This is a genomic window from Pseudomonas sp. 1912-s (assembly GCF_029269205.1).
Classification (GTDB): Bacteria; Pseudomonadota; Gammaproteobacteria; order Pseudomonadales; family Pseudomonadaceae; genus Aquipseudomonas.
In genome coordinates this window covers 12,604-39,504 of sequence record NZ_JARIXR010000030.1, presented here as the reverse complement: position 1 = coordinate 39,504, position 26,901 = coordinate 12,604, and the positions used below count along the sequence as shown (strand labels likewise).

The 26,901-nt window shown below is 61.7% G+C and carries 16 protein-coding genes and 1 tRNA gene; 16 read left to right on the top strand and 1 reads right to left on the bottom strand.

Annotation, left to right across the window (positions count from 1 at the left end; all coding sequences use genetic code 11):
• The first annotated feature begins 1 nt into the window (after position 1).
• The 14 genes from pgaA to P3C29_RS27160 all read left to right on the top strand — a co-directional run bounded on the left by pgaA (position 2) and on the right by P3C29_RS27160 (position 23,333).
• On the top strand, positions 2-2,455 hold the full coding sequence (gene pgaA / locus P3C29_RS27225) for a poly-beta-1,6 N-acetyl-D-glucosamine export porin PgaA (RefSeq protein WP_275965900.1): 2,454 nt from the start codon (positions 2-4) through the stop codon (positions 2,453-2,455).
• 12 nt (positions 2,456-2,467) lie between these two features.
• Positions 2,468-4,465 carry a poly-beta-1,6-N-acetyl-D-glucosamine N-deacetylase PgaB gene (gene pgaB / locus P3C29_RS27220; protein WP_275965899.1) on the top strand — a complete coding sequence of 666 codons (1,998 nt, stop codon included), beginning with the start codon at positions 2,468-2,470 and terminating at the stop codon, positions 4,463-4,465.
• Between the two features lie 3 nt (positions 4,466-4,468).
• Positions 4,469-5,815 (top strand): poly-beta-1,6-N-acetyl-D-glucosamine synthase, encoded by a 1,347-nt coding sequence (gene pgaC / locus P3C29_RS27215; RefSeq protein ID WP_010168780.1) that lies wholly within the window; start codon positions 4,469-4,471, stop codon positions 5,813-5,815.
• Complete coding sequence (gene pgaD / locus P3C29_RS27210; protein ID WP_201125841.1) at positions 5,812-6,300, top strand: poly-beta-1,6-N-acetyl-D-glucosamine biosynthesis protein PgaD; 489 nt, start codon at positions 5,812-5,814, stop codon at positions 6,298-6,300. Before pgaC ends, pgaD begins: the two co-directional genes overlap by 4 nt.
• A gap of 305 nt (positions 6,301-6,605) precedes the next feature.
• On the top strand, positions 6,606-8,324 hold the full coding sequence (locus P3C29_RS27205) for a ShlB/FhaC/HecB family hemolysin secretion/activation protein (RefSeq protein ID WP_275965898.1): 1,719 nt from the start codon (positions 6,606-6,608) through the stop codon (positions 8,322-8,324).
• A 30-nt stretch (positions 8,325-8,354) separates the two neighbouring features.
• Entirely contained in the window at positions 8,355-17,105 is an 8,751-nt protein-coding gene (locus P3C29_RS27200) for a hemagglutinin repeat-containing protein (RefSeq protein ID WP_275965897.1), read from the top strand.
• A gap of 31 nt (positions 17,106-17,136) precedes the next feature.
• A complete protein-coding gene (locus P3C29_RS27195) occupies positions 17,137-18,003 on the top strand; it encodes a hypothetical protein (RefSeq protein ID WP_201125843.1) in 867 nt (288 codons plus the stop codon).
• Between the two features lie 2 nt (positions 18,004-18,005).
• Entirely contained in the window at positions 18,006-18,587 is a 582-nt protein-coding gene (locus P3C29_RS27190; protein ID WP_275965915.1) for a hypothetical protein, read from the top strand.
• On the top strand, positions 18,584-19,024 hold the full coding sequence (locus P3C29_RS27185; RefSeq protein ID WP_242487122.1) for a hypothetical protein: 441 nt from the start codon (positions 18,584-18,586) through the stop codon (positions 19,022-19,024). Before P3C29_RS27190 ends, P3C29_RS27185 begins: the two co-directional genes overlap by 4 nt.
• A gap of 70 nt (positions 19,025-19,094) precedes the next feature.
• The gene (locus tag P3C29_RS27180) at positions 19,095-19,730 is read left to right on the top strand and encodes an amidase (RefSeq protein ID WP_275965896.1); all 636 of its coding nucleotides are present in this window, start codon (positions 19,095-19,097) and stop codon (positions 19,728-19,730) included.
• Between the two features lie 102 nt (positions 19,731-19,832).
• Positions 19,833-20,414, top strand: coding sequence for a hypothetical protein (locus P3C29_RS27175; protein ID WP_169386672.1), 582 nt, complete (start codon positions 19,833-19,835; stop codon positions 20,412-20,414).
• 74 nt (positions 20,415-20,488) lie between these two features.
• A complete protein-coding gene (locus tag P3C29_RS27170) occupies positions 20,489-22,150 on the top strand; it encodes a VWA domain-containing protein (protein ID WP_275965895.1) in 1,662 nt (553 codons plus the stop codon).
• Positions 22,151-22,176: 26 nt separating this feature from the next.
• Entirely contained in the window at positions 22,177-22,737 is a 561-nt protein-coding gene (locus P3C29_RS27165) for an RNA polymerase sigma factor (RefSeq protein WP_275965894.1), read from the top strand.
• Positions 22,734-23,333 carry a hypothetical protein gene (locus P3C29_RS27160; protein ID WP_275965893.1) on the top strand — a complete coding sequence of 200 codons (600 nt, stop codon included), beginning with the start codon at positions 22,734-22,736 and terminating at the stop codon, positions 23,331-23,333. The genes P3C29_RS27165 and P3C29_RS27160 overlap by 4 nt, the downstream gene beginning before the upstream one ends.
• 58 nt (positions 23,334-23,391) lie before the next feature.
• On the opposite strand, the gene P3C29_RS27155 is transcribed toward P3C29_RS27160, so the two are convergent.
• Positions 23,392-23,468: transfer RNA gene (locus P3C29_RS27155), tRNA-Arg, on the bottom strand.
• A gap of 395 nt (positions 23,469-23,863) precedes the next feature.
• Between P3C29_RS27155 and gabD the strand changes: the two genes are divergently transcribed.
• Both gabD and gabT read left to right on the top strand, forming a co-directional pair.
• Positions 23,864-25,306: an NADP-dependent succinate-semialdehyde dehydrogenase gene (gene gabD / locus P3C29_RS27150; protein WP_010168815.1), complete on the top strand. Its 1,443-nt coding sequence runs from the start codon at positions 23,864-23,866 to the stop codon at positions 25,304-25,306.
• 182 nt (positions 25,307-25,488) lie between these two features.
• Complete coding sequence (gene gabT, locus P3C29_RS27145) at positions 25,489-26,766, top strand: 4-aminobutyrate--2-oxoglutarate transaminase (RefSeq protein ID WP_010168817.1); 1,278 nt, start codon at positions 25,489-25,491, stop codon at positions 26,764-26,766.
• The last annotated feature ends 135 nt before the right edge of the window (positions 26,767-26,901 follow it).

The window sequence follows — 26,901 nt, the reverse complement described above, 5'->3', positions numbered from 1 at the left end:
CATGTCGCGTAATGTTCATCCCTTTATCCGCCTGGCCCTGTGCGGCCAGTTGCTGTGGCCCGTCGTGGCCTCGGCCGATGCGGCCTATGATTCGCTGATCAACCAGGCCCGCAGCGGCAACTACGGTCCGGCCCTCAACCTGTTGCGCCAATTGCCTGCCGAGCGCCAGACGCCCGGGCAGGTCAGCGATCATCTGCTGATCGCCAGCTGGGCGCGCCAGGACGCCGAGGTGCTGACGGTCTACGAGGCCCAGGGCCGCACTCGCACCCTCACCACTCAAGCGCTGGCCACCGTTGCCCGCACCTATCGCAACCAGCAGCGTTGGGAACCGGCGCTTGCCGTGTACCGCCAGGCACTGCAACGCGAACCGAATAACCCGGACCTGCAACTGGGCCTGGCCCTGACCCAGGCGGATGCCGGCCAGACCGCCGAAGCCGTGCAGCGCACCCGCGCCCTGGTGGCCGCCAAGCCCGACGACGCCGACCGCCGCATGGCATTGGGCTACGCACTGACCCGCGCAGGTTTTACCTACGACGCACTGTTCGAATTCGACCAGGCCTTCATCCGTGCCGGCAACACACCCGGAGTCGCCCGCGAATACATCGTCGCCCTGCAACGCGCACGCCTGCCGGAGCCGGCCCTGCGCCTGGCTGCCAAACGCCCGGGCCTGCTGGACCCGGTCACCCAGCGCCGCCTCGAAGGCGACCTGGCGGCCGAACGCGTGCGCATGGCCGAGTTCGCGACCCGCAGTGAAAAAGAGCGCTACGTGATTGCTGACCGCGCCCTCAAGGATTACGACCAACTGCTCGCCACCTGGACGCCGCAGGCCAGCGCCCATGACGACGTGGTGCGCTGGCGCATCGACCGCCTGGGCGCGTTGAAAGCCCGGGCGCGCACCGCCGAGGTGATCCGCGATTACGAAGTGCTCAAGAGCGAAGGCGTACAACTGCCGACCTACGCCCTGCGCTGGGTCGCTGCCGCCTACCTCGACCAGCGCCAGCCGGAAAAGGCCGCGCCTCTGTATCGCCAGGCCCTGGCGGCGAGCGACGCGGACGCCGGCGATCACGTCGAAGACAGCACCGCGCTGTTCTACGCCTTGCTCGAAAACGATCAAGTGGCGCAAGCCCGCGAAGTCGCCGACAACCTGGCGAGCACCCAGAAACCCCGGGTCGAACTCAAGGGCTTGCCCATCGGCAACCCCAACGACGCGTGGATGGACGCCCAACAATTAGCGGCGCAGGCCGGTACCTATGGCGCCGACTTGCCCGCCAGCGAAAAAGGCCTGGAAGCCCTGGTGCAACAGGCCCCCGGCAATATCGGTCTGCGCCTGGCCCAGGCCGACATGTACCGTGCCCGCGACTGGCCTCGGCGCGCCGAAAACACCCTCAAGGAAACCGAAGCGCAGGCCCCGCGCGACATCGGCCTGGAGGTTTCCCAAGGCCACACTGCCCTCGATTTGCAGGAGTGGCGCCAGCTCGACGCACTCACCGACGACGTGGTCGACCGCGCCCCGGACAACCGCCAGGTGCAGCGCCTCAGCCGCCTGCGGGATGTGCACGACATGGCCGAATTGCGCGTCGAGGCCTACACCGGCAAAAGCAACGGTGGCGGTGATAACGGCGCGGGCGCGGTATCCGGCAGCCGCGACTTCGGTATCGAAACCTTGCTCTACAGCCCGCCCATCGATGAAGACTGGCGGGTGTTCGGCGGTGCCGGCTACGCCACCGCCGATTTCGAAGAAGGCACCGGCCAGCACCGCTGGCAGCGCCTCGGCGTAGAGCGGCGCACCCGCGACATGACCCTGGAAGCCGAGGTGTCCAATCACTCCTACGGCTTTGGCTCCAAGCAGGGCGCGCGGGTCGCGATTGCCCGGGACATCAATGACCAATGGCAGTACGGCGGCAGCCTCGACTACCTCTCCGCCAGCACCCCGTTGCGGGCGCTGAACGCCGACATCACCGCCAATGGCGGCAGCGGTTTTATCCGCTGGCGCGCCAATGAAAGCCGCGAATGGAAACTGGCCCTGAGCCCGTCCCATTTCAGCGACGGCAACAACCGCCTCGAAGCGCTGCTCACCGGTCGTCAGGGCGTGTACAGCTCGCCGGGGGTGCAAGTTGACCTCGGCCTGGAAGTCGGCGCCAGCCGCAACACCAAGGAAGACACGCCGTACTTCAACCCGCGCTCGGACTTCAGCGTGCTGCCCACGGCCACCGTCAACCACGTGCTCTACCACCGCTACGAGACCCAATGGAGCCAGCAGTTCCAGGTGGGTGCGGGCACTTACAGTCAGCGCGATTACGGCACCGGCGGCGTTGCATTGGTGGGCTACGGCCAGCGTTTTCGCTGGAACGACGTGCTCGAAACCGGCGCCAACCTCAGCTGGATCAGCCGACCTTATGACGGTGAGCGCGAAAGCGACCTGCGCCTGATCGTCGACCTCACCTACCGCTTCTAGAAGAGTCCGATCATGCCTGTCTTGTCCCGTTGCCTGTTGGCCCTGGGGTTAATGCTGAGCAGCGCCTGCGCCCAGCAACCCGCGCCTTTCACTCCACCCGCCGAGCGGCTCAAGCCTGCCAGCGAAGCGCCGTGGCCGAAGAATCATTTTCTCGGTATTGCCTACCACGACATCGAGGACCGCGACCCCGATCAGGCAGTGGTGGCGGTGCGCACCGAACGCTTGATCGAGCAGTTGGCGTGGTTGCGGGAGAACGGCTACCAGCCGGTCACCGTTGACCAAATCCTGGCGGCCCGCAGCGGCGGCCCGGAGCTGCCGGCGAAGGCGATCATGCTCAGCTTCGATGACGGCTACGCGAGCTTCTACACCCGTGTGATGCCGATCCTGCGCAGCTACAACTGGCACGCGCTGCTGGCGCCGGTGGGTTCGTGGGTGGATACGCCGCTGAACCAACCGGTGGATTTCGCCGGCACGCCACGGCCGCGTTCGGACTTCCTGACCTGGCAGCAGGTGCGCGAAATCGCCCAGTCCGGCCTGGTGGAAATCGCCGCCCACACCGACGCCAATCACAAGGGCGTGCTCGCTAACCCCCAGGGCAACCTGCAACCGGCCGCCACTACGCGACGCTTTGATCCAAAGACCAACCGCTACGAAACCGAAGCCCAGTTCCAGGCGCGGATGCGCACCGACGTCACGGCGATCTCCAACAAGATCCGCGCCGTCACCGGCAAGGCCCCGCGTGTCTGGGTGTGGCCGTATGGCGCTGCCGACGGTACCTCATTGGCCGTGGTGGGCGAGCAGGGCTACCAGATGGCCCTGACCCTGGAAGACGGCCTCGACAGCCTCGGCAACCTGATGAGCAGCCCGCGTTTCCTCGTGGCCTCCGACCCGGACGGCGAGCACTATGCCAACGCCATCGTCGCGACCCAGGCCGAAGCGCCGCTGCGGGTGCTGCATGTGGACCTGGACAACGTCTATGACCCGGACCCGGAACAACAGGTGCGCAACCTCGACAAGCTGATCCAGCGCGTGGTCGACATGGGCGCCAGCACCGTGTTCCTCCAAGCCTTCGCCGACCCCAAGGGCGATGGCCTGGTGCATTCGCTGTACTTCCCCAACCGCCATTTGCCGGTGCGCGCCGACCTGTTCAACCGCGTCACCTGGCAACTGCGCACCCGGGCTCATGTGAATGTGTTTGCCTGGATGCCGGTGCTCAGTTTCGCCCTCGATTCGAAGCTGCCCCGCGTCACCCGCTGGGACCCGGAAACCGGCAAGGTCGCCATCGACCCGGACCAGTACCAGCGCCTGTCGCCGTTTGATCCGAAAGTGCGGCAGGTCATCGGTGAGATCTACGAAGACCTGGCCCGCACCAGTGCCATCGACGGCGTGCTGTTCCACGACGACGCGGTGCTGTCGGACTTTGAAGATGCCAGCCCGCTGGCGCTCAAGGCCTACGCCGCCAACGGCCTGCCCGACACCATCGAAGCCCTGCGCGCCGACCCTGCGGTGATGCAGCGCTGGACCCGGTTCAAGAGCCGCTACCTCATCGACTTCACCCATGAGCTGACGGCCAAGGTCCGCACGCTGCGCGGCCCGCAAGTCCAGACCGCACGCAATATCTTCGCCGAGCCGATGCTCAACCCCGGCAGCGAGGCCTGGTTCGCGCAGAACCTCGACGACTTCCTCACCAGCTACGACTGGACCGCGCCGATGGCCATGCCGTTGATGGAAGGCCAGGACCTGAAGGGCTCCAACGCCTGGCTGGAAAAGCTTGTGGCCACCGTCAAGGCCCGCCCCGGTGCACTGCACCGCACCGTCTTCGAGTTGCAAGCCAAGGACTGGCGCACCCCGGCCGCCCCGGACCTTTCCGGCGCACAAATGGCCGAGTGGATGGGCGTACTCAAGCGTCAGGGCGTGACCAGTTTTGGCTACTACCCCGACAACTTCCTGGAGAATTCGCCGGATCTGAAAACCGTGCGTCCGGCCCTTTCCAACCAGTGGAATCCTTGACTCATGTTCGACAGAATCCTCGCGCTTATTGTCTTGTCGTTGGTATTGGGTGTGCCCCTGGGCCTGATCTTTCTGGTCACCGGGCAGTTCCTGATGGACTTCGTGTTCTTCTATCCACTGTTCATGTCCGGCTTGTGGATCGCCGGCGGCCTGTACTTCTGGCTGCACTGGGAGCGCCATTGGCCGTGGGCTGACGATACCCCGGCGCCGGTATTGGCCGGCGAACCGCTGATCTCGATCCTGATCCCTTGCTACAACGAAGGCGACAACGCCGCCGAGACCATCGGCGCCGCGTTGGCCCAGCAGTACCGCAACATCGAAGTGATCGCGATCAACGACGGCTCCAGCGACAACACCGCCGCCGTGCTCGATGCATTGGCCCTGAAAGAACCGCGCCTGCGGGTGCTGCACCTGGCGCAGAACCAGGGTAAGGCCGTGGCCCTGCGCATGGGCGCGGTGGCGGCGCGCAGTGAATATCTGGTGTGCATCGACGGCGACGCGTTGCTCGCGCCGAACACGGCGGCGTACCTGGTGGCGCCGATGCTCGACAACCCGCGCCTGGGGGCCGTCACCGGCAACCCGCGGATTCGTACGCGTTCGACCTTGATCGGCCGGGTGCAGGTGGGCGAGTTCTCTTCGATCATCGGTTTGATCAAGCGCACCCAACGGGTATTCGGGCGGATCTTCACCGTCTCCGGCGTGGTGGTGGCGTTTCGGCGGGCGGCCCTGGACCGGGTCGATTACTGGAGCACCGACATGATCACCGAAGACATCGACGTGAGCTGGAAGCTGCAGCTGGACCACTGGAGCATCTTCTACGAGCCCCGCGCTTTGTGCTGGATCCTGATGCCGGAAACCCTCGGCGGCCTGTGGAAGCAGCGCCTGCGCTGGGCCCAGGGCGGCGCCGAAGTGCTGTTCAAGAACATCCGGGGCATCTGGCAATGGCGCCATCGCTACCTGTGGCCACTGCTGTTCGAGTACTGCCTGTCCACCGGCTGGGCCTTCACCTTTTTGCTCTCGGTGATTTTCTGGGCCGTGGGCAAAGTCGTGACGCTGCCCGCCGCCATTGCCGTCGACTCGCTGATGCCGCCGGCCTTTACCGGCCTGCTCCTGGCGGTGGTGTGCCTGGTGCAGTTCGCGGTGAGCATCATGATCGACCGGCGCTATGAAAAGGGCCTGTGGAAAACCCTGTTCTGGACCGTCTGGTACCCGCTGGTGTTCTGGCTGGTGAGCCTGTTCACCACGCTGGTCAGCTTCCCCAAAGTGCTGTTCCGCCAACACCAGAAACGCGCGCGCTGGGTCAGCCCGGATCGCGGTATCAAAGCCCCCACCAAGGAACTGCAACCATGAACCTGATCCGTACCCAACAGCGCCCGGTGATGTGGGCAATCGACGTATTTCTGACCCTGCTGGCCTGGGCCGGCCTGATCATCCTGCTGGTGCGCGGGCTGCTACCGATGCTCGACAGCCACGGCGGCCCCCGGGTCGAAGCACCGATTTTTGCGGCGATGGAAACCTTGCAGATCTACCTGTGGATCGCCGTATTCAACGCGGTGGTGCTGATCAGTTGGGCACGTTACCAGCAGCGACGCGGCAAACGGTTTGCCCAGCGGCGCTCGGCGGCCAAAGCCTTGAGCGACCAACGCCTGAGCCATAGCTTCAGCCTGGGCGAAGGCGACCTGGAGCAACTGCGTCGCCCGGGTGTGCTGGTGATTCATAACGACCACGAAGGCGGGGTGCAGGAGGTGACCGCGCACGTGTCGCGGCATGTCGAGCGGGCAGGATTGAAGCTGGTGCCGGGGCATGAGCGGGTCAAAGAGGCTTCAGGCCGATAAATGGGATCCAATTCACAAAATTAACCCGAACTTTTCTCGTATTACAGTTACTAACTTAACTCGGCACAAGCTTGATGGCTAATTAGTGGCATTTGTTGAAGTCTGTGTCGGGTGAGTATCAAAAGAATTGCCGTTTGTCGGAATAATTGTTCAGGACATATAACTGCATTCACTGATAAATTTTTTAGTTGTTGTTAATCAGCAGCTTACGAACTAATTATTTTGAATTTCCAACTAAGCCGCGGTTTTGGCCGTTGCGGAGTTCGATGTTAGTTTGCCGCCCCTTGTTTATCGACGGATCGAACATGTTATTGCCACGGACTCGGTATTTGCTGTGTATTGCCTCGCTTGCCTGTTTTTTTCTAAACAGCGCGGCCGCAGCACCCACGCCTGGTGATCAGGACCTGATTCGCGACCGTCAAAACCGCCTGTTGGAAGAACAGCAGCGGCGCCTTGAAGAACTCAAGGACCTGCCCGGCAAAGAAGCCAAACCCCAGGCGCCTGCCACCCCGGCCGACACCCGTTGCTTCCCGATCAAAGACATTCAGATCAAGGGCGCCGACAGCCTCTCCGACACTGACCGTGCGCGCTTGCTCAAGCCTTACAACGGCCAGTGCCTGGGGGTTTCCCAGCTCAATGAATTGCTCAAGGCAATCACCGATTACTACATCGACAAAGGCATGGTCACCAGTCGCGCCTACCTGCCACAACAGGACCTGTCCAGCGGCCACCTGAGCGTGCTGGTGGTGGAGGGCAAACTCGAAGGCCTGAAGGGCGCCGACGGCAGCAACCTGTCCCAACGCGAGCTGGCCATGGCGTTTCCCGGCAAGGTCGGCGAGCAACTCAACCTGCGGGAAATCGAGCAGTTGGTGGACCAGTTGAGCCGCCTGCCGTCGAAACAGTCGCAGATGGAACTGGCCCCTGGCACCGAGGTAGGCGGCAGCGAAGTGCTGGTGAAGAACGTCCCGCAAAAGCCCTGGCGCGCGATGCTTTCACGCAACAACGACGGGCAGAAAAGCACTGGCGAACAGCAGTGGGGCGCCGGCCTTGAGTGGGACAGCCCGCTGGGCCTGGCCGATCAGCTGGTGCTGCGCGGCGGCCATGATGCCATCAGCGATCACCAGAAAACCTCGAAAAACAGCATGCTGTATTACAACGTACCCTGGGGCTGGTGGAACTTCACGTATACCTACAACCAGAGTGATTACCGCGCTTTGGGTGATTCCGACGGGTATAAGTTCAAGCAGTCGGGCGACAGCCAGAACCACCAGTTGCGCGCCGAACGCGTCATCCACCGCGACGACTTGAGCAAGACCTCGGTCAACGTCGGCGTATCGCATTTGCGCACCAACAACTACGCCCTCGGTGAACGCCTGGGTGTCAGCAGCAACCGCCTCAGCGAGTTGCAACTGGGCATCAACCACGGGCGGCGGATCGGCAGTGCCTTCATCAACGTCGACCTCGGCATGCAAAACGGCATCGGCGCTTTCGATGCCCAAAGTAACCAGCAGTACCGCGACCCCTACGGCAATCTCACGCCCACCCCGGACTATCGCAAATACACCGCCACCGTCAGCTACCTGCAGCCGTTCACGTGGTGGGGCGAGTCATTCAGTTTCACCAGCCTGGCCACCGGGCAGCGCAGTGAAGACGTGCTGTACGCCCCCCAGCGCATCAGCCTCGGTGGTTCATCGTCGATACGCGGCATCAAGGATCAGCAACTGACGGGTGACAGCGGCGGTTACTGGCGCAACGACCTGCGCTGGGCGCGGCCGGTGACCTGGAACTGGATGCGCCCGGCGTTTGCCGAATACGGCGCCAGTGTCGGCTACGACCAGGGTGTGATCCGCAACGACCGCTACAACGGAACCAATCATGGCCGGGTGTCGAGCAACTCCCTGGAGCTGTTTGCCCGTGGCAAGTACGTGAGCACCAGCGTGACGTTCGCCCACTCCCTGGAACGACCGGCCGCGCTCAGCGAGCGCGAAGCGCCGATCTACTTCCGTATGGACTTCTTCCTGTAATTCACCGCCTAGTTGCATCGAGAGTTTGAAATGGATGTTCGCCAATATGCCCGCCAGCCTTCCTCTGCCATGAAGGCGCAAGACTCGTTTCTCGGCTTGCCCAAGCGCGGGCTGGTGCTGATCCTGGCCAACCTGCTGTTCTGGCAGCCGCTGCTGGCCAATGCCGATGGCATCGTGGTCAGCGGGCCGGGCACCACGGTGGGCCAGGCGGGCAATGGCGTGCCTGTGGTGAACATCGCCACGCCCAACGGCAGTGGCTTGTCCCACAACCAATTCAAGGACTATAACGTCGGCCCCAACGGCGTGATCCTCAACAACGCCAACAGCGCGCTGCAGAGCACCCAACTGGGCGGCATCATTGTCGGCAACCCGAACCTGCGGGGCGGCGCGGCCAATGTCATCCTCAACGAAGTCAACGGTGGCAGCCCCAGCCAGCTGCGCGGCTACACCGAAGTGGCGGGCCAGTCGGCCAAGGTCATCGTCGCCAACCCCTACGGCATCAGTTGCAGCGGTTGCGGTTTTATCAACACCCCCAACGTTACCCTGACCACCGGCAAACCGATCATCAATGACGGCCGTGTGGACCGTTACCAGGTGGATGGCGGCGCCGTGACCATCGACGGCAAGGGTTTGAATGCGAGCAATGTCGACCGCTTCGAAATTATCACCCGTTCAGCGAAGATCAACGCGCAGATCAATGCGCGACAACTGACGGTGATCGCCGGTCGCAACGACGTCGATGCCCAAACCCTGAAAGCCACCGCGCGTGCCGACGATGGCAGCGCCAAGCCGGAATTGGCGATCGACTCTTCGGCGTTGGGCGGCATGTACGCCGGTGCGATCAAACTGGTGGGCACCGAAGCCGGTGTGGGCGTGAAGCTCGACGGCACACTGGCGGCCAGCGGCGGCGATATCCAGCTCGATGCCAATGGCCATTTGAGCATGGCCCAGGCCGCTGCCAGCGGTGCAGTAGACGTCAAGGCGGCGAGCCTCGATGCCCAGGGTCCGGTGTATGCCGGTACTACCCTCAAGTTGAACACCACGGGTGAACTGAAGAATCGCAAGTCCCTCGCTGCGCGGGATACCGTCACCCTGGCCAGCAACGGCCAATTGACCAACAACGGCATCATCGAAGCCGGCGTCAACGACGATAACACCCGCAACAAAACCGGTGATGTCAGCCTCGAGAGCCAGAACATCACCAACACCGGCAACGTGATCGCCAGCCGCAATGTCACCGCCAAGGCTACGCAAACCCTGAACAACCAGGGTGGCGGGTTGAGCGCCCGGCAAGCGCTGAAAGTCACCGCGGGTACCCTCGACAACCAGAACAACGGTCGCGTGCTCAGCGGTAATACCCTGGACATCACCAGCACCCACGTTGATAACCGTCACAAGGGCGTGATCTCCAGCACCGGCGCGCAAACCCTCAACGTCAGCGAGTTGCTGGACAACAGCCAGGACGGCTCCATCGACAGTGGCGCGGCGCTCGACCTGCACGGCAAGACCCTGGACAACAGCGCCGGTAATTTGACCAGCACCGGTGCGTTGACCGTCGACCTGCTCGGCGACCTGATCAACCGCAGCGGCAGGCTCGCCAGCGCCGGGCCGGTGCTGATCCAGCGTGCCGGTCACCTCGATAACCAGGGCGGCAAGCTCACCAGCCAGACCTTGCTGACGCTGTTCGCCAACAGCCTTGATAACCGCAATCAAGGCACTGTGGCCGGCAACGATGTATTGAACATCAACGCCACAGGCCTGCTGCAAAACAGCGGCGGTGGCCTGGTCCACAGTGAAAATGCCGGCCTGACGATCACCGCCGGCACCCTGGAAAACGGCGGCGGGCGGATTGCCGCAAAAGCCGGCGACGCGGTGATCACCGCGCAGGATTTCAATAACGGCGACGGCAACCTGTTCGCCCGTAATCGCATCCGCCTGAACGGTGGGAATGTGGATAACGGCGGGCAGATTGCCGGTGAGCAGATTGACCTCAGCCTCAGCGGCGCCCTCAACAACCGTGGCCTGATCGAGAGTGCGACGATCCTCGATGTCGCCACGGCCAGTGTGAGCAATAGTGGCCAACTGCGAGCCCTGGGCACTACCGGCAAAACCCGCTTCGCCATCGGCGGCCTGCTGGACAACCACGGCGGCACCCTGGAGGCCGCCAACACCAACCTGACCCTGGGCGCCGGCAGCTTCCAGAACCAGGGCGGCAGCGTGCTGCACGTGGGCAATGGCGTGTTCGACATCGCCGGTCTCAATCTTGACAACGTCGGCGGCAGCTTTGTCACCCATGGCGACCTGACCCTCGACAAGGCGGCCTGGACCAACAACAGCGTAATCCAGGCCGGGCGCCTGACGGTGAATGTCGGCAACCTGACTCAAACGTCCACCGGCCGATTGCTGGGCACGTCGTCGTTGGTCGGCAAAGGGCAGGACTGGCTGGTCCAGGGCACTCTCGCCAGCCCCGGCAGCGTCGACCTGGTCGTTGACAACCTGGTCAACGACCACGGCTTGATCTTCAGCGGCGCCAACATGGGCCTGCAGGTCAACACCCTGAAAAACCTCGATGCGACGGTCTATTCGATGGGCGATTTGCGCATCGACCGTGACGGCCAGGGTGGCCTCGCCAGCAGCATCATCAACAGCTCCGCCACGGTCCAGAGCGACGGGGCCCTGAGCCTGGCGGCCAGCACGATCCAGAATATCCGTACGCTGCTGACCACTGAGTCGGGGATCTACAGCGCTTCGATCACACCGACTGCGTGCATCTTCAACGTGACCGGTGGTGACTGTGATGGCGGCAAGGAAAACTGGCCGTTCCTCATCTCCCAGCGCGAACGCTTGATCGTCACCGGCGCCAGTGCGGCGTCGAGCATCACTTCCGGCGGCTCCATGCTGCTGACCGGCGGGGAGTTGCTCAACAGCAGCAGTAGCATCGCCGCCGGCGGCAACCTGACCGCCCGTGTCACCCAATTGACCAACGTCGGCGTCGTGACCCATGACACGTTGAGTGAGCGGATATTCGCCTCCGAGCGTGATCGCAACCAGGGAATCTGGAGCCGGCCTGCCGCCGAATTCACCGAGCGCTATTCGCAAGGCGGCGCCAAGTACAACCCGAAAGACCTGGGTGGGCTTGAAGCGGCCATGGCGGCCTTCATCGGCACCATGGAAAAAGAATGGGTGCCCGTCAAAACCACCGAACTGGCGCCCTCGGACCAACGCTATTCGGCCGTGATCCAGGCGGGCGGAGTCGTGGACATCAAGGCCCAGGCCGGTATCGACAACAACGTAGTCCGTGGCGGCTACACCTACGTTGGCAGCGGCGCGAATACCCACGTGCCAGGCTACTCCACCCAGGTCTCTCTCAACCCGCAACTGCCGCCGGACATCGCCCAGCAACAGGTCAATCCCCTCGGCCTGCCGGGCTTCGATTTGCCTACCGGGCAGAACGGCCTGTTTCACCTCAACGACGGCAGCGGCGTGAAGGGGCTGCCCAACAGCCAATTCGCGACCAACCCGCAGAAGTACCTGATCGAGACTAATCCGCTGCTCACCGATATGCGTCAGTTCATGAGCTCGGATTACATGCTGTCCAAACTGGGCTACGACCCGGATACCGCCCAGCGTCGCCTCGGTGACGGGTTCTACGAACAGCGGTTGATCCAGCAAGCCGTGATCGCCCGCACCGGCCAGCGTTTCATCGACGGCCAGACCAGCGATGCCGGCGTATTCAAGTACCTGATGGACAACGCCGTCAGCAGCAAGCAAGCCCTCAACCTCGCCGTGGGCGTGAGCCTCACCGCCGAGCAAGTGGCGGCGCTGACCCACGATATTGTCTGGCTGGAAAACGCCACCGTCGCCGGCGAAAAAGTCCTGGTGCCGGTGCTGTACCTGGCCCAGGCCAGCAACCGCCTGGCACCCAACGGTGCGTTGATTTCAGGCAGTGACCTGAACTTGATGGCCGGCGCGGACCTGAACAACGTCGGCACCCTGCGCGCCACCAACAACCTGCTGGCCAGCGCTGGCAACCTGAGCAACAGCGGCCTGATGGAAGCCGGTAACCGCCTTGATTTGCTCACCAGCAACAACCTGAGCAACCGTGCCGGCGGCATTATTGCCGGGCGTGATGTCGAACTGTCGGCGGGCGGCGATTTGCTGAATGCACGCAGTGTCACCACGCATGAGAGCGCCAGTGATTACCGTGTGGAGCGCACTGATTTCATCGACAGCGCGGCGCGGATCGAGTCCGCCGGTAGCCTGTTGCTGAACGCCGGTGGTGATATCAATAACGTCGGCGGGGCGCTGAAAAGCGGTGGCGATACGACGGTTCAGGCGGTTCGCGACGTCAACCTGGTCTCCGCGCAGACGCTGAGCAATGGCGCCATCGGCAACACCTCACACGTTGAGACCATCACCCAGCAGGGCTCTGTGGTGGATGCCGGGCGCGACTTCCATGTGGTCGCCGGGCGTGACGTCAGCGCGGCTGGCAGCCAGATCGAGGCCAAGCGCGATATCGGGGTGGGCGCTACGGGCAATCTGAACCTGGTGGCGGCTGCCAATGAGCAGCATTCGGCGTTCAACTCCAAGAAGGTCAAGAGCGTTGAAGACCATGTGAGCCAGGTCTCCACCGTACTGAAGGCCGGGGGGGATGCGACCTTGAGTGCGGGGCAGGATCTGCAACTGGTGGGCAGCCAGGTGAATGCCGCAAATGAGGCCTACCTGGTCGCTGGAAAAAACCTCACGCTGCAAACCGCGCAGGATCAGGACTACAGCTTCTTCAGCAAGACCAAGAAGACGTCCCAGGGCAAGAAATTTCGTCTTGATGAAACAGGCACCGTTAACAATGTCGGTAGTCTGGTCAGCGCGGGCGGCAACAGCACTCTGGTGGCCGGTGAAAACCTGTTGCTGGCCGGCAGTGCCATCACGGCAGAAAAGGGTGCCGCACGATTGGCGGCGGGGCAGGATGTGAGCATTCTCGCTGTCAGCGATTCCGACAGCGCCCGCCATGAGCGCAAGGAAAGCAAAAGCAGCTGGGGTGGCCTCAAGTCGAGCAAGGTTCAGGACAAGGTCGACGAAAATCGTACCACCGCAGTGGGCAGTATGGTCTCTGGCGACACCGTGACGGTGACGGCCAAGCGTGATGCTCAGGTCACCGGCTCGGCTCTGGTCAGTACGGGCGACCTGGTGGTGCAAGCCGGGCGTGACCTGACCATCGATGCGGCGCAGAACACTTTCTCGCGCACCGACATGCACAAGGAAAAAAATCGCGACCTGACCGGTGTCCTGACCGGCAACAAGCTGGGCCTGGACGACCTGACCGGCAACCAGCACCTGTATATCAACAGCCAGAAACACAACGGCACGGCGAATGAAACCACCCTGACCGGCAGCACCGTGGGCTCCAGCGCCGGCAACGTGACGTTGACCGCCGGGCGTGAGTTGAGCGTGGTGGCCAGTGATTTGGTGAGTACCCAAAACATGGCGCTTACCGGCTCTAACGTGAGCATTACCGCCGGTGCCGAGACCGCCAGGCAAACCAGCGAAGACAGCGCCAGAAGCCTGGCGGTGGGCCGGGTGATAGGCGGGGCTGTCGTCGACTCGGCCCGCACTATTCGCGACGCGTCCAAGGCCGCCAAAAATGCCGATGACCCACGCCTCAAAGCGGTGAAAATAGCCCAGGCTGCCCTGGCGTTTTACAACATGGGTGGCCAGGCCTCGGACGCCAACGGCCAGAGTACCGGCTTCAAAGACAAACAAGGCGGTAGCCCGAGCAACGGCTCGCTGATCAAGATCGGCACCGAACTGGCCAACAATCGCAGTAAAAGCAGCAGCGAGTACAACAGCCAGACAGCCAGGCAAAGCACCCTGAATGCCGGGCAGGAACTGGCGATTGTTGCCACGGGCGAGGCGGCAGATACGCTGGGTGATATCCAGATCACCGGTAGCAGCATGAAGGCTGGCAGCACCTCGTTGCTGGCAAAAAATGACGTGCTGTTGCAAAGCGCGCAAGACACCGTCGACCGCAAGAATGACGGCTCGAACAATCGAACGGCGATTGGCGCCAGCTTCAACATCGGCGAGCAGAACGGCTTCACCCTTGATCTGGGCGCACAGGGCGCCAAAAACATGGGTAACGGCAACTCTGTCACTCAGGTCAACACGACACTGGACACCGGCTCGCTGTTGTTGCAAACCGGCCGCGACGCCACCCTCGCCGGGGCGCAGGTGCGGGCAGACACCATCAAGGCCTCGATTGGCCGTGACCTGAATATTGTTTCCCGTCAGGACACTGAGTCGTCGAAGAGCAAGCAGAGCAGTGCCGGGTTCGGCGCCAGTATCTGTATTCCGCCGTTCTGCTATGGCTCCACCGTCGCGGGCTCGGCCAATATTGCCGCCGCCAAGATGAACAGCGACTATCAGGCCGTGACCGACCAGAGCGGGTTGTTTGCCGGCGCGGGAGGCTACGACATCAATGTCGGCAAGACCACGAACTTGCAGGGCGCCGTGATTGCCAGCGACGCGTCGGCCGACAAAAACCGTCTCAACACCGATCGTTTGGTGGTCAGCGACATCAAGAACACCAGTGAGATCCAGAGCCAGTCGGCCGGCATCGGTGTGTCGTTCAGCAGCGGTGGCGGTACCTCATTAGGCGGCAGCATTCCGGTGGCGCTCAAGGAGGACGATCGCAGTCACACGCGCAGTGCGGTCAGCGATGGCACGATCATCGTGCGTAACCCTGAGGGCGCCAACGACCTGGTGGGGCTCAATCGCGACACGGCCAACGCTAACCAGCGCCTTGACCGGCCAGACGAAAAGGCCATGCAGGAACGTATCGACCTGATTCAGGGCTCGGCCCAGTTGGCCAGCGGCGTTATCAGCACGGTAGCGAAGGCCAAGTCGGATGAGGCCAAGAAGCTCGGCGACCAGGCGAAAGCACAGGCAGCTGCGGGCTCACCGGAGGCTGGCGAGACACTTCTCGCGGCAAGCACCGCCTATGCCGAAGCTCAGCGCTGGAAGGTCGGTGGTGACAAGAAACTGATGGCGGACATTGCCTCGGGTCTGATTGCGGCAGGTCTGGGTGGCGCAACCGGCGGCACGGCGGTCGGGATTGTTGCCAATACGACATCCAGTGACATTTTCAATAAAATCGGGTCGTTTGCCGACGCTCAGAAAAATCGCGAAGGCATTGATAGCGCGACTAAAGCTGCGTGGGCAGAGGGTGGTGCCGCACGGATCCTGTTGCATGCGTTGGCGGGGGCGGCGATAGGCTTGTCCAGTGGCAGTGCGCAGAGTGGGGCATTGGGTGCCGGTGCTTCTGCCGCCGTGATGCCTTCCATTGCCAACGCCCTCAAGGGCAGCGGGATGACGGAAGCGGATCAGAATGCGGTTGCTTCGCTGATTGCGGCCGGTGTCGGGAGCGCGGTAGGGTCGGGCAACGGGATAACGGGCGCGGTGGTTGCCGGTGGCACGGCCAATGGGGTTGAGGCATTTAACCGCCAACTGCATTTGCAGCAAGAAATCCCGGTCTTGGAGAAAAAAGCCGAGGAGCTGGAGAAGACCCGGGGCAAACCGGAGTCCAGTACACGTTGGATAGATTTGTTGATGATCGCAGCCGGTGGCGCCGTTGATGCGGCTGACGAAGTGCGATTGAACAAATTGGTCCTGCAGTCTTCAGGCAATGACCCGCAGTCTCAGCATTTTGCCGAGGACTTGAGTCTCGCTAAAAGCATCGTTGCTGAACTGGCCGCACAGAAAATCCCGCTGACGTGGAGCAACGGAAGCCAGATTGTCGCGAATGGCGATAAGGTCTATGCATTCGGCGCTACCGAAAAACAATTCAATGATTTAACGCTGTTCAACGCAGCCGGCGTGTATGGCCCCGGAGCGGTTTATTCGCAATGGCGCCAGTACGGTCAGCAGCAGACAGCCGAGCATTCGAATGAGATTTCCCAGTTGTCGAGCTATCAGCCCACGGTAGAATCAGCGGCTGAGCGGTTGTCCCATGTTGCCGGGAAAGGGCTTTTGAACGTCTCGCCGGAACTGGATGCCGCGGCGCTGCTGATGCCAGGTGCAAAAGTTGCGAAGACCGTGGTTGAGGCGCTTCTGGAACGGATGGCCGCCCGAAAAGCCTTGGGTGGCCTGGAAGCCGAAGCCGTTGTTGTCGCAAAAGAAGGTGCCGCCAGCGTACCCGCCTGGACCAGCACGGAAGGTATTTTCAGCGGCAAACTGCCCGGCGATTACCCACCTGCCGCGACCACGTTCAACGGGAAAGTCGTAGAAAAAACCTGGGACTTCAGCAGCTTGTTGCCAAGTAGTCCGACAGGTGCATTGGACCTGTTTGCTGCATCCCGGGGCAAGGATCTGACAGCGCTGAGCAACTTGCAGGTGGGTGACTTGGGCGAGGACATTTCCAAAACTTTCCTGCGTGACAATAAGCATACCGACATCTTTTCCGTGCAGAACAGCAGTGGCAACGGTATTGATATCGTGAGCCGTACACCGGACGGTCGTCTTGCATTTACCGAAGTGAAAACCTCGCGCACAGGCAATATTGGCGATCTTTCCGACCGTCAGCAAAATATGACGATGTTCATCGAGGATGTGCTGGGGCAGGCCGCTGCCGGCGAAGGGCGTTACAAGAACATTGATATTCTGGATCAGCAACGCGCTCGTCTGATGCTCAGGGAGTTCAGGAAATCGCCTGAAAGTGTCAGTGGCAACTTGATCGGTGTCGATTTAAAGGGGCAAGTCTTACGCGTGTCGCCTTGGGCGCGGTAATGATTGGCTGGGATTCAAGAGGAAAACGAGATTGAAAAAAGTAAACAGCATTCTTGAAAAACATCGGCATTGGCTGACCCGCTCGCCTGTCATGGTTGCTCAAGAGCTTGAGTTCCTGGACGAGGACCTGGCCAGTGACTCGTTGCTGGGATTTGACAACGTTTCGGACTCCCTGGGGATGCTTGCGGTCCATTACGGCATTCGAGGCGAAGTGGCCATTTTCGACGGCGACGAAACCGGCTGGAAGGACGTCGCCCGTTCGATGATGTACCGCTACTGGGCACTGATGTTGAGAGCCAAGTCCTTCTCCAACACGCGTTTTCTCCAAGGCATCAAGACGGTGCCTGACCTGAGCAATCATCTGAGCCATGCCGCGTGTTTGCTCGCGGCCTTCATGGCTGCGGACCGGCGTGACCTGGCGTCATCGACGGCCGATGTGTTGGCCGGGATGCTGTCTGTGCCGGGCGCCGTTGATGCGCGCTTTTTGAAAGGGCGGCACTTCGAGCCGTTCATGTTGTGGCTTTACTCCGTTTATTCGCAGGAGGAAGCCGTCGCGCAGATCGGTTCGATGAACCTGGGGGTTTATCAGTCGGTGATCGACAACTGGGCTGACGAGCAGCAGTTGGCGGTGGTGCTGGAGGAGCTTGGTCGGTATCACTTGGCTAATGCCGAGGACAATGGCGGCGCCTGGAAACCCGAATTCAAAAGCCCGCCGTTTGATGTGTTGTTGGTGGAAGTCGGCGCGATTTACCGAGTGCGCCAACAGCTTGGGCTGTCATCACCTACTGTGACAAACCCGCTGTTTTCAATGGGAACGTCAGTATTGAACCACTTGGATTTCTCACCTGACGAGGTGGTCGTCAGGGTTGAAACCGCTTACAGGAGTTTTTTCGGTTGAACATGAACAGAGTCAAAGTCCCGCTGTTGATCCTTGCCGTAGCTATCGCCGGGTGCCATTCCAATGCGCGTGACTCGTCCCCGAGCTTGCTCAAGGACGGCGTCCAGTTGCAGCAGAACAAGGTCGAGGTAGATCCCGAGCACGCCAAAGTCATCATGAAGGCCACCGGTTTCACCTACCCGGTGCAGTTCTCCGTACGCCGCAGTGCCGATGTGGACCAACGCCCGGAAATCCTCGGGACGGTAGTGGATTCCGGTCGCGGCAAGGTGTTCGGCTGGATCGCCAAAATGAACGAGGTCGCCAATAGCGCTGCGGTCAAACGTTTCCCTCAGCTGGAAGTCCAGGCTGACCCGGGGCAGGCTTTTGAAGTGATCGGAGAGTCACGGGTCTACGACTCCAACTACTATCGCTACGCCGAAAAAATCGTCTATGCCTGCGGCCCCAAGAGTTCGACCTTCAAGCCGGAAAAGCAAAAGGTTTACCTGGTGGAGTTCGTGATTATCGGCGCGGGGTGCGAGCAGCATGTGTATGACGTGACTGCGCCCAGCGAACGTATTCCGGTGACGACTGCAGATCCAGCATGATCGGCCGATACGATGGGCGGATTGCCAGGACGTTCAAGGCCGGCTGGCTGATGTTGAAGTGGGTTTGCCTGTTAGTGATGTTCGGCTTTGCGACCGCCTTCATGGTGGGGTACTTGGGTTATCTTGACTCAGTGCCCTTCGGGATTGTGATCGGCGGGTTTGTGTGGAGCTGCATCGGGCTGGTGATCGCTTATGTATTCGAGCAATCCCGGTCATCCAGGGCAATCTTGCGCTTCACGGCGACTCGCTTAATGGCGGTGCTCATCCTTGCGACGGGCGCCGCTTTTCTTGTCGGCATTATTTGGGTTGATCCCGAGCGCGACTTTATCGACGCACAGCTGGAAGGTGCCTCGTGTGGCAAGTACACCGGCCGCATTCAAAAGGGTTGGGAAGAGATTTGTGAAGCGCAGCGCCTGCGCGAATCGGGCACGAGGTAAATACATTCAATCGAACGGGGTAGTAAAGTCGCGCCCCCGCACAAGCATTCAACACCACGGAAACTGTTCAATGGACCTGAAGAAACTCGCCTTGTTCGGCACCCTCCTGCTGCTCACCGCCTGCAACCGGCAGCCTTGGGTTCCCTACGTGGAGCCGGCGCCGGGCACCGACACCGCCAAGCTGCGGGTGATCACCAACGGCGAGGTGCGTGGGGGCAGCTATGTCGGTTGTGTGGGCAATGAGCAAGGCCTGGCCAAAGCGGGACGCTTCAGCAGTGACGGCGAGCCGGCCATCAACTACCCGCAATCACCTCAGGTGCCGCGCCAGATAAGCATGCCTGCACGCACGATGCCGACCTTGCCTCAATACCTGGGTGTGATCAGCATGGCCGAAGGCGCATACACCGAGATCGTCGCCGAATACCCGGTACCGGCCGGTACGCCGTTTTTGTTGGTAAGCGAGGAGATGACCATCGGTATCGACGGTCGACGCTACTTCAAGTGCCCGGCTGTATCGCAGGTCTACACCTTTGAAAAGGGCAAGAGCTACGAGGCGTTTACCGGCATGCTGTACCGCACGGCCGAGGACGGCAGTGTGCAGCGCAGATGTCCCTTCCTGGTGTATGAGCTGCACGCTTCAGGTCATTCGATACCGATCCCGCTGGCCTCGACGCAGCCCTCAAGCCAGCCCTGCCCAAGCCGTTAGAGGCGCAGCGTGACGTGTAGCAAAACAACTTGAGTACCGCTCTAAACCCCGTAAAATGCTGCGAAAATGGCAATATGACATCACTCAGGGAAGAACTCAGACATGCGCGCTTTTGCTTTACTCCTGGCCCTCACCGTTCTGGCGGGCTGCGCCTCCAAGCCGGCTTACTACATTTCCCCCGCCCCGGTTCAGATCCCCAAGACCGCCACCTATTGGCTCGACACCTTCGACGTTGACGTAGTGGGCAAGAACGAGCGCTTCCTGCCGGATGAAAAAGTCCGCGAGCAACTGGGCGTCGACCTGGTCAACCGCCTGCTCAAGGCCAAGCGCTACGCCACCAGTAAGGAAAGCGCTGACTATCTGTTGGATGTGAAGGTCGTCTATGCCCGTCATTTCCAGGATTCGAAGGGCGGGATCGCTACCGTGCTCGTTGACGACAACACGGTCCTGACCAGTGTGGATTTCAACTACCTGGTCAAGGTCAAGAAGGCCGGTGGTGAGGTATTGCACTTTGCCAAGGACCGTGACGGCCTGGTTCCAGCGGGCTTGTTTGGCCAATGGCAGCAATACAAGACGATCGGCGGGATCGTCAGCAATACCGGCAACTCCAGCGTCGAGCCGTTTTATACGGGCGTGCTGAGCCGCTTTATCGTCGATGACTTGCGCGATATCCCTTCGCGCTAAAGTGCGTTAACCCGAATCGCCAGTCCCTTGCGTCTGACCTTGTGAACGGATCATTCATTCACGAGGTTCAGCCCATGTCCCGTCCTCTTCTGCTGTTGCGCCCTGCCGCCCAAGGCTTCACCGTGACCCTGCTGGTGGCGCTTGCCGGGTGTGGGCTTTCTTCATCCCGTGATGTGGCCAAGCCGGTGGAGTCGGCGCCTGTTGCGGAACTGCAAAGCGAACCCGCCCAAGCTCAGGGGGCCATGGTCAAACGGATGGTTGCGCCTGCACCGATGGCCGCGCGGTTGGTCATGAACGACTCGATCGCCATGCAATACCAGGCCGAGCCGCGGGAGCAATATCAGAACCTCCCGGACAACCCGATCCGCAGCGTTGCCGAAACGCCGGTCTCCACCTTCAGCGTCGACGTCGATACCGGCAGCTATGCCAACGTGCGACGTTTCCTCAATCAAGGCAGTCTGCCGCCCGAAGGTGCCGTGCGACTGGAGGAGATGGTCAATTACTTCCCCTACGACTACGCGCTGCCCACCGACGGCACGCCCTTTGGCGTGACCACCGAAGTGGCACCGTCCCCGTGGAACCCCCACACCCGATTGCTGCGCATCGGCATCAAGGCCTCGGACCGCGCCGTGGCGGACCTGGCACCGGCCAACCTGGTGTTCCTGGTGGACGTGTCCGGCTCGATGAACCGGCGCGAAGGCCTGCCGCTGGTCAAGAGCACCCTGAAATTGCTGGTGGACCAACTGCGTGACCAGGACCGCGTGTCGCTGGTGGTCTACGCCGGTGAATCGCGGGTGGTGCTCAAGCCTACGTCGGGTCGGGACAAAACCACGATCCGCAACGCCATCGACCAGTTGACCGCCGGCGGCTCCACCGCCGGCGCCTCGGGTATCGCAATGGCCTACCAAATGGCCCGCGAAGGGTTTATCGACAAAGGCATCAACCGCATCCTGCTGGCCACCGACGGCGACTTCAATGTGGGTGTCAGTGACTTCGACAGCCTGAAGCAAATGGCCGTGGACCAGCGCAAAAGCGGCGTGTCCCTGACCACCCTCGGCTTTGGTGTGGATAACTACAACGAACAGCTGATGGAACAACTGGCCGACGCCGGTGACGGTAACTACGCCTACATCGACAACCTGCGCGAAGCCCGCAAGGTGCTGGTGGACCAACTCAGCTCGACCCTCGCGGTGGTGGCCCGGGATGTGAAACTGCAAGTGGAATTCAACCCGGCACAGGTCAGCGAATACCGACTGCTGGGCTATGAAAACCGCGCTTTGAAGCGAGAGGATTTCAACAACGACAAGGTCGATGCCGGAGAGATCGGTGCAGGGCACACGGTGACCGCGTTGTATGAAATTGTCCCGAAGGGCGCACAGGGCTGGCTGGAGCCACTGCGCTACGCATCGCCACCCAACGCTGACGGTAAAACCTCCGAATTGGCCATGCTGCGAGTACGCTACAAGCCGGCTGAAGGTGGCAGTAGCCGACTGATCGAACACCCGATCAGCAACGAGCAGAACGCCAAACCCAGCGACGACCTGCGCTTCTCTGCCGCCGTGGCCGCCTTCGCCCAGCAACTCAAGGGTGATGGCCGCTACACTGGCAGCATGAGCTTCAAGGACACGGCCGCACTGGCCCGCTCCGCCCGGGGTGACGACCCCTTCGGGTTGCGCGGCGAGTTTGTGCAACTGGTTAAATTGGCCCAGAGCCTCCAGGCCCCGGCCAAACACTGATCCACCTCAAAGGAGTGCGCCACCTGATGGATTCACCCAGCGACGAAGCCCTGCTGTCCCGCTACCGCAGCGGTGATGGTGCGGCGTTCGAGGCCCTGTATGCGCGGCATCGACAGGGCCTTTACCGTTTCCTCGTGTCCTTGAGCAACAAGGCCGAGCTGGCCGAGGAAGTGTTCCAGGACACCTGGCTCAGCCTGATCCGCAGCACCAGCGAGCCACAGGGCCGGGCGAGTTTTCGTACCTGGCTGTTCCAGATTGCCCGCAACCGCCTGATCGACCACTGGCGCAAGCACGGCGTCCACAACCCGCTGCACGACAGCTACGATGAGCAGCTGCACGGCCAGCCCGACGACAGCGCCGGGCCCGAGCAACTGCTGAGCCTGAGCCGCGATCAGGCCCGCCTGGACACCGCACTGCAAGGCTTGCCCGAAGACCAGCGCGAAGTGTTCCTGCTGCGCCTGCACGGCGACCTGGAAGTGCCACAAATTGCCGCGCTCACCGGCGCCCCACTGGAAACGGTAAAAAGCCGCTTGCGTTACGCCCAGCAGAAACTGCGCCGACTGCTGGCCGAGGAGGTACCCGCATGACTGACTCCCGACAGACCCCGGATTCAAACGACGACGTGCTGATCGAGCATTTCCGTCAACACACCCGCGGCGAGCCGCCGGCTTCCCTGGACGCCTTCATCCTGGCCACCGCCCACCGCGAAGCCCCGGTGCGCCAGCCCAATCTTTGGCAGCGCTGGTTACAGGCCTGCCAACGGCCGCGCTGGCAGATGGCGTTTGCCACCGTGGCCGGTGTGGCACTGATGATTGGTGTGGTGATGCGTTCGCCGGTGCCGCCGCCGGAGTTATCCACAGGGACTTACGCGGCCGCCCCGCAAGAGCTGGCCCGTCCGGCCCCGGCAGCGGCGCCGATGGCTCGATTCTCAGTGGCTCCGCAGGCCGACAGTGCGCCGCAGGTGCAGGCCGAAGTCGCCGGTGTGCTGGCGGATGAGTCGGTGGCGAAGATGAGCAAACGCGCGGCTGTTGTGCTGCCGCCGCTGGAGCAAGGGCTGCAGGAAATCCTGCGGTTGCGGCAGGCGGGAGAGGCCAAGGCGGCGGATGAGAAACTGCTGGAGTTGCATAAGCGCTTTCCCAAGGAGGATTTGCCGGCGCGGTTGGAGGCGTTGCAGAAACCCTGAATCGGCGCCCACAAAAAAAGCCCCAGGTCTTTCGACCTGGGGCTTTTTCGTCTGTAGCTGGTGCACCCGGCGGGATTCGAACCCACGACCCCTGCCTTCGGAGGGCAGTACTCTATCCAGCTGAGCTACGGATGCTTGTGCGGGCGACATCATACCCATGTCGACCTTGGGCGTCCATGCCGCTTTTTGGCCGCCCTACCGTAGGATTACGCGTCGCTGATGCCCTGTGCCGGGCGTTTCGACGGATTGAGGTGGAACTCGCCTGAAATACGCTGATCAGAAAAATGGAGCAAATGCGCCGTTTTCGTTCTTTTTTTCGAACAGACTATTGCCCTGTACCCCCATTGATCCTAGGATTCGTTTGAGATTTCAAACGCTCTTGTCTGGGTGCTGAACCGCACATTTGTCCTTTCGTGCGCTATTTACGTGCTTCAGCCCAGTGAATGATTTCCCTGACGGCAGCCCTCAAGGCGCCTTTCAACAACTCTAATTCGCTCCGCGCGTGCGCGGTGCTGTTAAGGAAAGCCGACATGCAGCTCAAAGACACCCAGTTGTTCCGCCAGCAAGCCTTCATTGATGGCGCTTGGGTCGATGCGGACAACGGTCAAACGATCAAGGTCAACAACCCCGCTACCGGCGAAATCCTCGGTACCGTGCCAAAAATGGGCGCCGCCGAAACCCGTCGCGCCATTGAAGCCGCTGACAAGGCCCTGCCGGCCTGGCGTGCACTCACCGCCAAGGACCGCGCCAACAAGCTGCGTCGCTGGTTCGAACTGATCATCGAGAACCAGGACGACCTGGCCCGCCTGATGACCCTGGAACAGGGCAAGCCACTGGCCGAAGCCAAGGGCGAAATCGTCTACGCTGCCTCGTTCATCGAGTGGTTCGCCGAAGAAGCCAAGCGCGTCTACGGTGACGTCATCCCCGGCCACCAGCCGGACAAGCGCCTGATCGTGATCAAGCAGCCGATCGGCGTTACCGCCGCCATCACGCCGTGGAACTTCCCGGCCGCGATGATCACCCGTAAAGCCGGCCCGGCCCTGGCCGCCGGTTGCACCATGGTGCTCAAGCCTGCGTCGCAAACCCCGTTCTCCGCGTTCGCCCTGGCTGAGCTGGCCCAGCGTGCCGGCATTCCGAAAGGCGTGTTCAGCGTGGTCTCCGGCAGCGCCGGCGATATCGGCAGCGAGCTGACCAGCAACCCGATCGTGCGTAAATTGTCCTTCACCGGCTCCACTGAAATCGGTCGCCAGCTGATGGCCGAATGCGCCAAGGACATCAAGAAAGTCTCCCTGGAACTGGGCGGCAACGCGCCGTTTATCGTGTTCGACGACGCGGACCTGGATAAGGCCGTCGAAGGCGCGATCATTTCCAAGTACCGCAACAACGGCCAGACCTGCGTCTGCGCCAACCGCCTGTACATTCAGGATTCGGTGTACGACGCGTTCGCCGAGAAACTGAAAGTGGCCGTGGCCAAGCTGAAGATCGGCAACGGTCTGGAAGAAGGCACCACCACTGGCCCGCTGATCGACGAGAAGGCCGTGGCCAAGGTTCAGGAGCACATTGCTGATGCCCTGAGCAAAGGCGCCACCCTGCTGGCCGGCGGTAAGGTCATCGATGGCAACTTCTTCGAGCCGACTATCCTGGTCAACGTGCCGAAAGACGCCGCCGTGGCCAAGGAAGAAACCTTCGGCCCATTGGCGCCGCTGTTCCGCTTCAAAGACGAAGCCGAAGTGATCGCGATGTCCAACGACACCGAGTTCGGCCTGGCTTCCTACTTCTATGCCCGTGACCTGGGCCGTGTGTTCCGTGTGGCGGAAGCCCTGGAATACGGCATGGTCGGCGTCAACACCGGGTTGATCTCCAACGAAGTGGCGCCGTTCGGCGGCATCAAGGCTTCGGGCCTGGGCCGTGAAGGCTCCAAGTACGGGATCGAGGATTACCTGGAAATCAAATACCTCTGCCTGGGCATCTAAGCCCGGCAAGGCATTGCTACAAACGCAAAGGGCACGAGAGCGCTGTCCCTTTGCGTGTTTCACCCCGTTATTCGTAGTGGCCGGGAAAGCTGTGGCAGTCGATCATCGCATGCTGCCGTAGTTGCCTCCCCGCCACGTATTCCTTGGACCACGCCACCCGATGAGTGGCGAATGAGGACTTTATGAGCAAGACCAACGCATCCCTGATGAAACGCCGCGAAGCCGCTGTACCCCGCGGTGTTGGCCAGATTCACCCGATCTTCGCCGAGTCGGCGAAGAACGCCACCGTGACCGACGTTGAAGGTCGTGAGTTCATCGACTTCGCCGGCGGTATCGCCGTGCTGAACACCGGCCACGTGCACCCGAAAATCATCGCGGCCGTGACCGAGCAACTGAACAAGCTGACTCACACCTGCTTCCAGGTACTGGCCTACGAGCCGTACGTTGAGCTGTGCGAAAAAGTTAACGCCAAGGTCCCGGGTGATTTCGCCAAGAAAACCCTGCTGGTCACCACCGGTTCCGAAGCGGTAGAAAACGCCGTGAAAATTGCGCGTGCCGCCACTGGCCGTGCCGGCGTGATCGCGTTCACTGGCGCGTACCACGGTCGCACCATGATGACCCTGGGCCTGACCGGCAAAGTCGTGCCGTACTCGGCCGGCATGGGCCTGATGCCAGGCGGTGTGTTCCGCGCGCTGTTCCCGAACGAACTGCACGGTGTGAGCGACGACGACTCCATCGCCAGCATCGAACGCATCTTCAAGAACGATGCCGAGCCGCGTGATATCGCTGCCATCATCATCGAGCCGGTGCAGGGCGAAGGCGGTTTCTACGTCGCGCCTAAATCCTTCATGAAGCGCCTGCGTGAACTGTGCGACAAGCACGGCATCCTGCTGATCGCCGACGAAGTGCAAACCGGCGCCGGCCGCACCGGTACCTTCTTCGCCATGGAACAGATGGGCGTTGCTGCCGACCTGACCACCTTCGCCAAATCCATCGCAGGCGGCTTCCCGCTGGCCGGTGTGTGCGGCAAGGCTGAATACATGGACGCCATTGCTCCAGGCGGCCTGGGCGGCACCTACGCCGGTAGCCCGATTGCTTGCGCCGCGGCCCTGGCCGTGATGGAAGTGTTCGAAGAAGAGCACCTGCTGGACCGCTGCAAGGCTGTCGGCGAGCGCCTGGTCACCGGCCTGAAAGCTATCCAGGCCAAGTACCCGGTGATCGGCGAAGTGCGTGCCCTGGGCGCGATGATTGCGGTCGAGCTGTTTGAAGGTGGCGACAGCCACAAGCCGAACGCCGCTGCCGTTGCTTCCGTGGTGGCCAAGGCTCGCGACAAGGGCTTGATCCTGCTGTCCTGCGGCACCTACGGCAACGTGTTGCGCGTGCTGGTTCCACTGACCTCGCCGGACGAGCAACTGGACAAAGGCTTGGCGATCATCGAAGAGTGCTTCTCCGAGCTGTGATCAAAAGTTGACCTGATCGACAAAAAAACCCGCTTAGGCGGGTTTTTTTTGCCCGATGAACGGTATTCAGCCGTTGTTCATTGTACGCAGGCGGCTCCTTTGTCTAAGGTGCTGGTATTGCCGATGGAGCGTGCT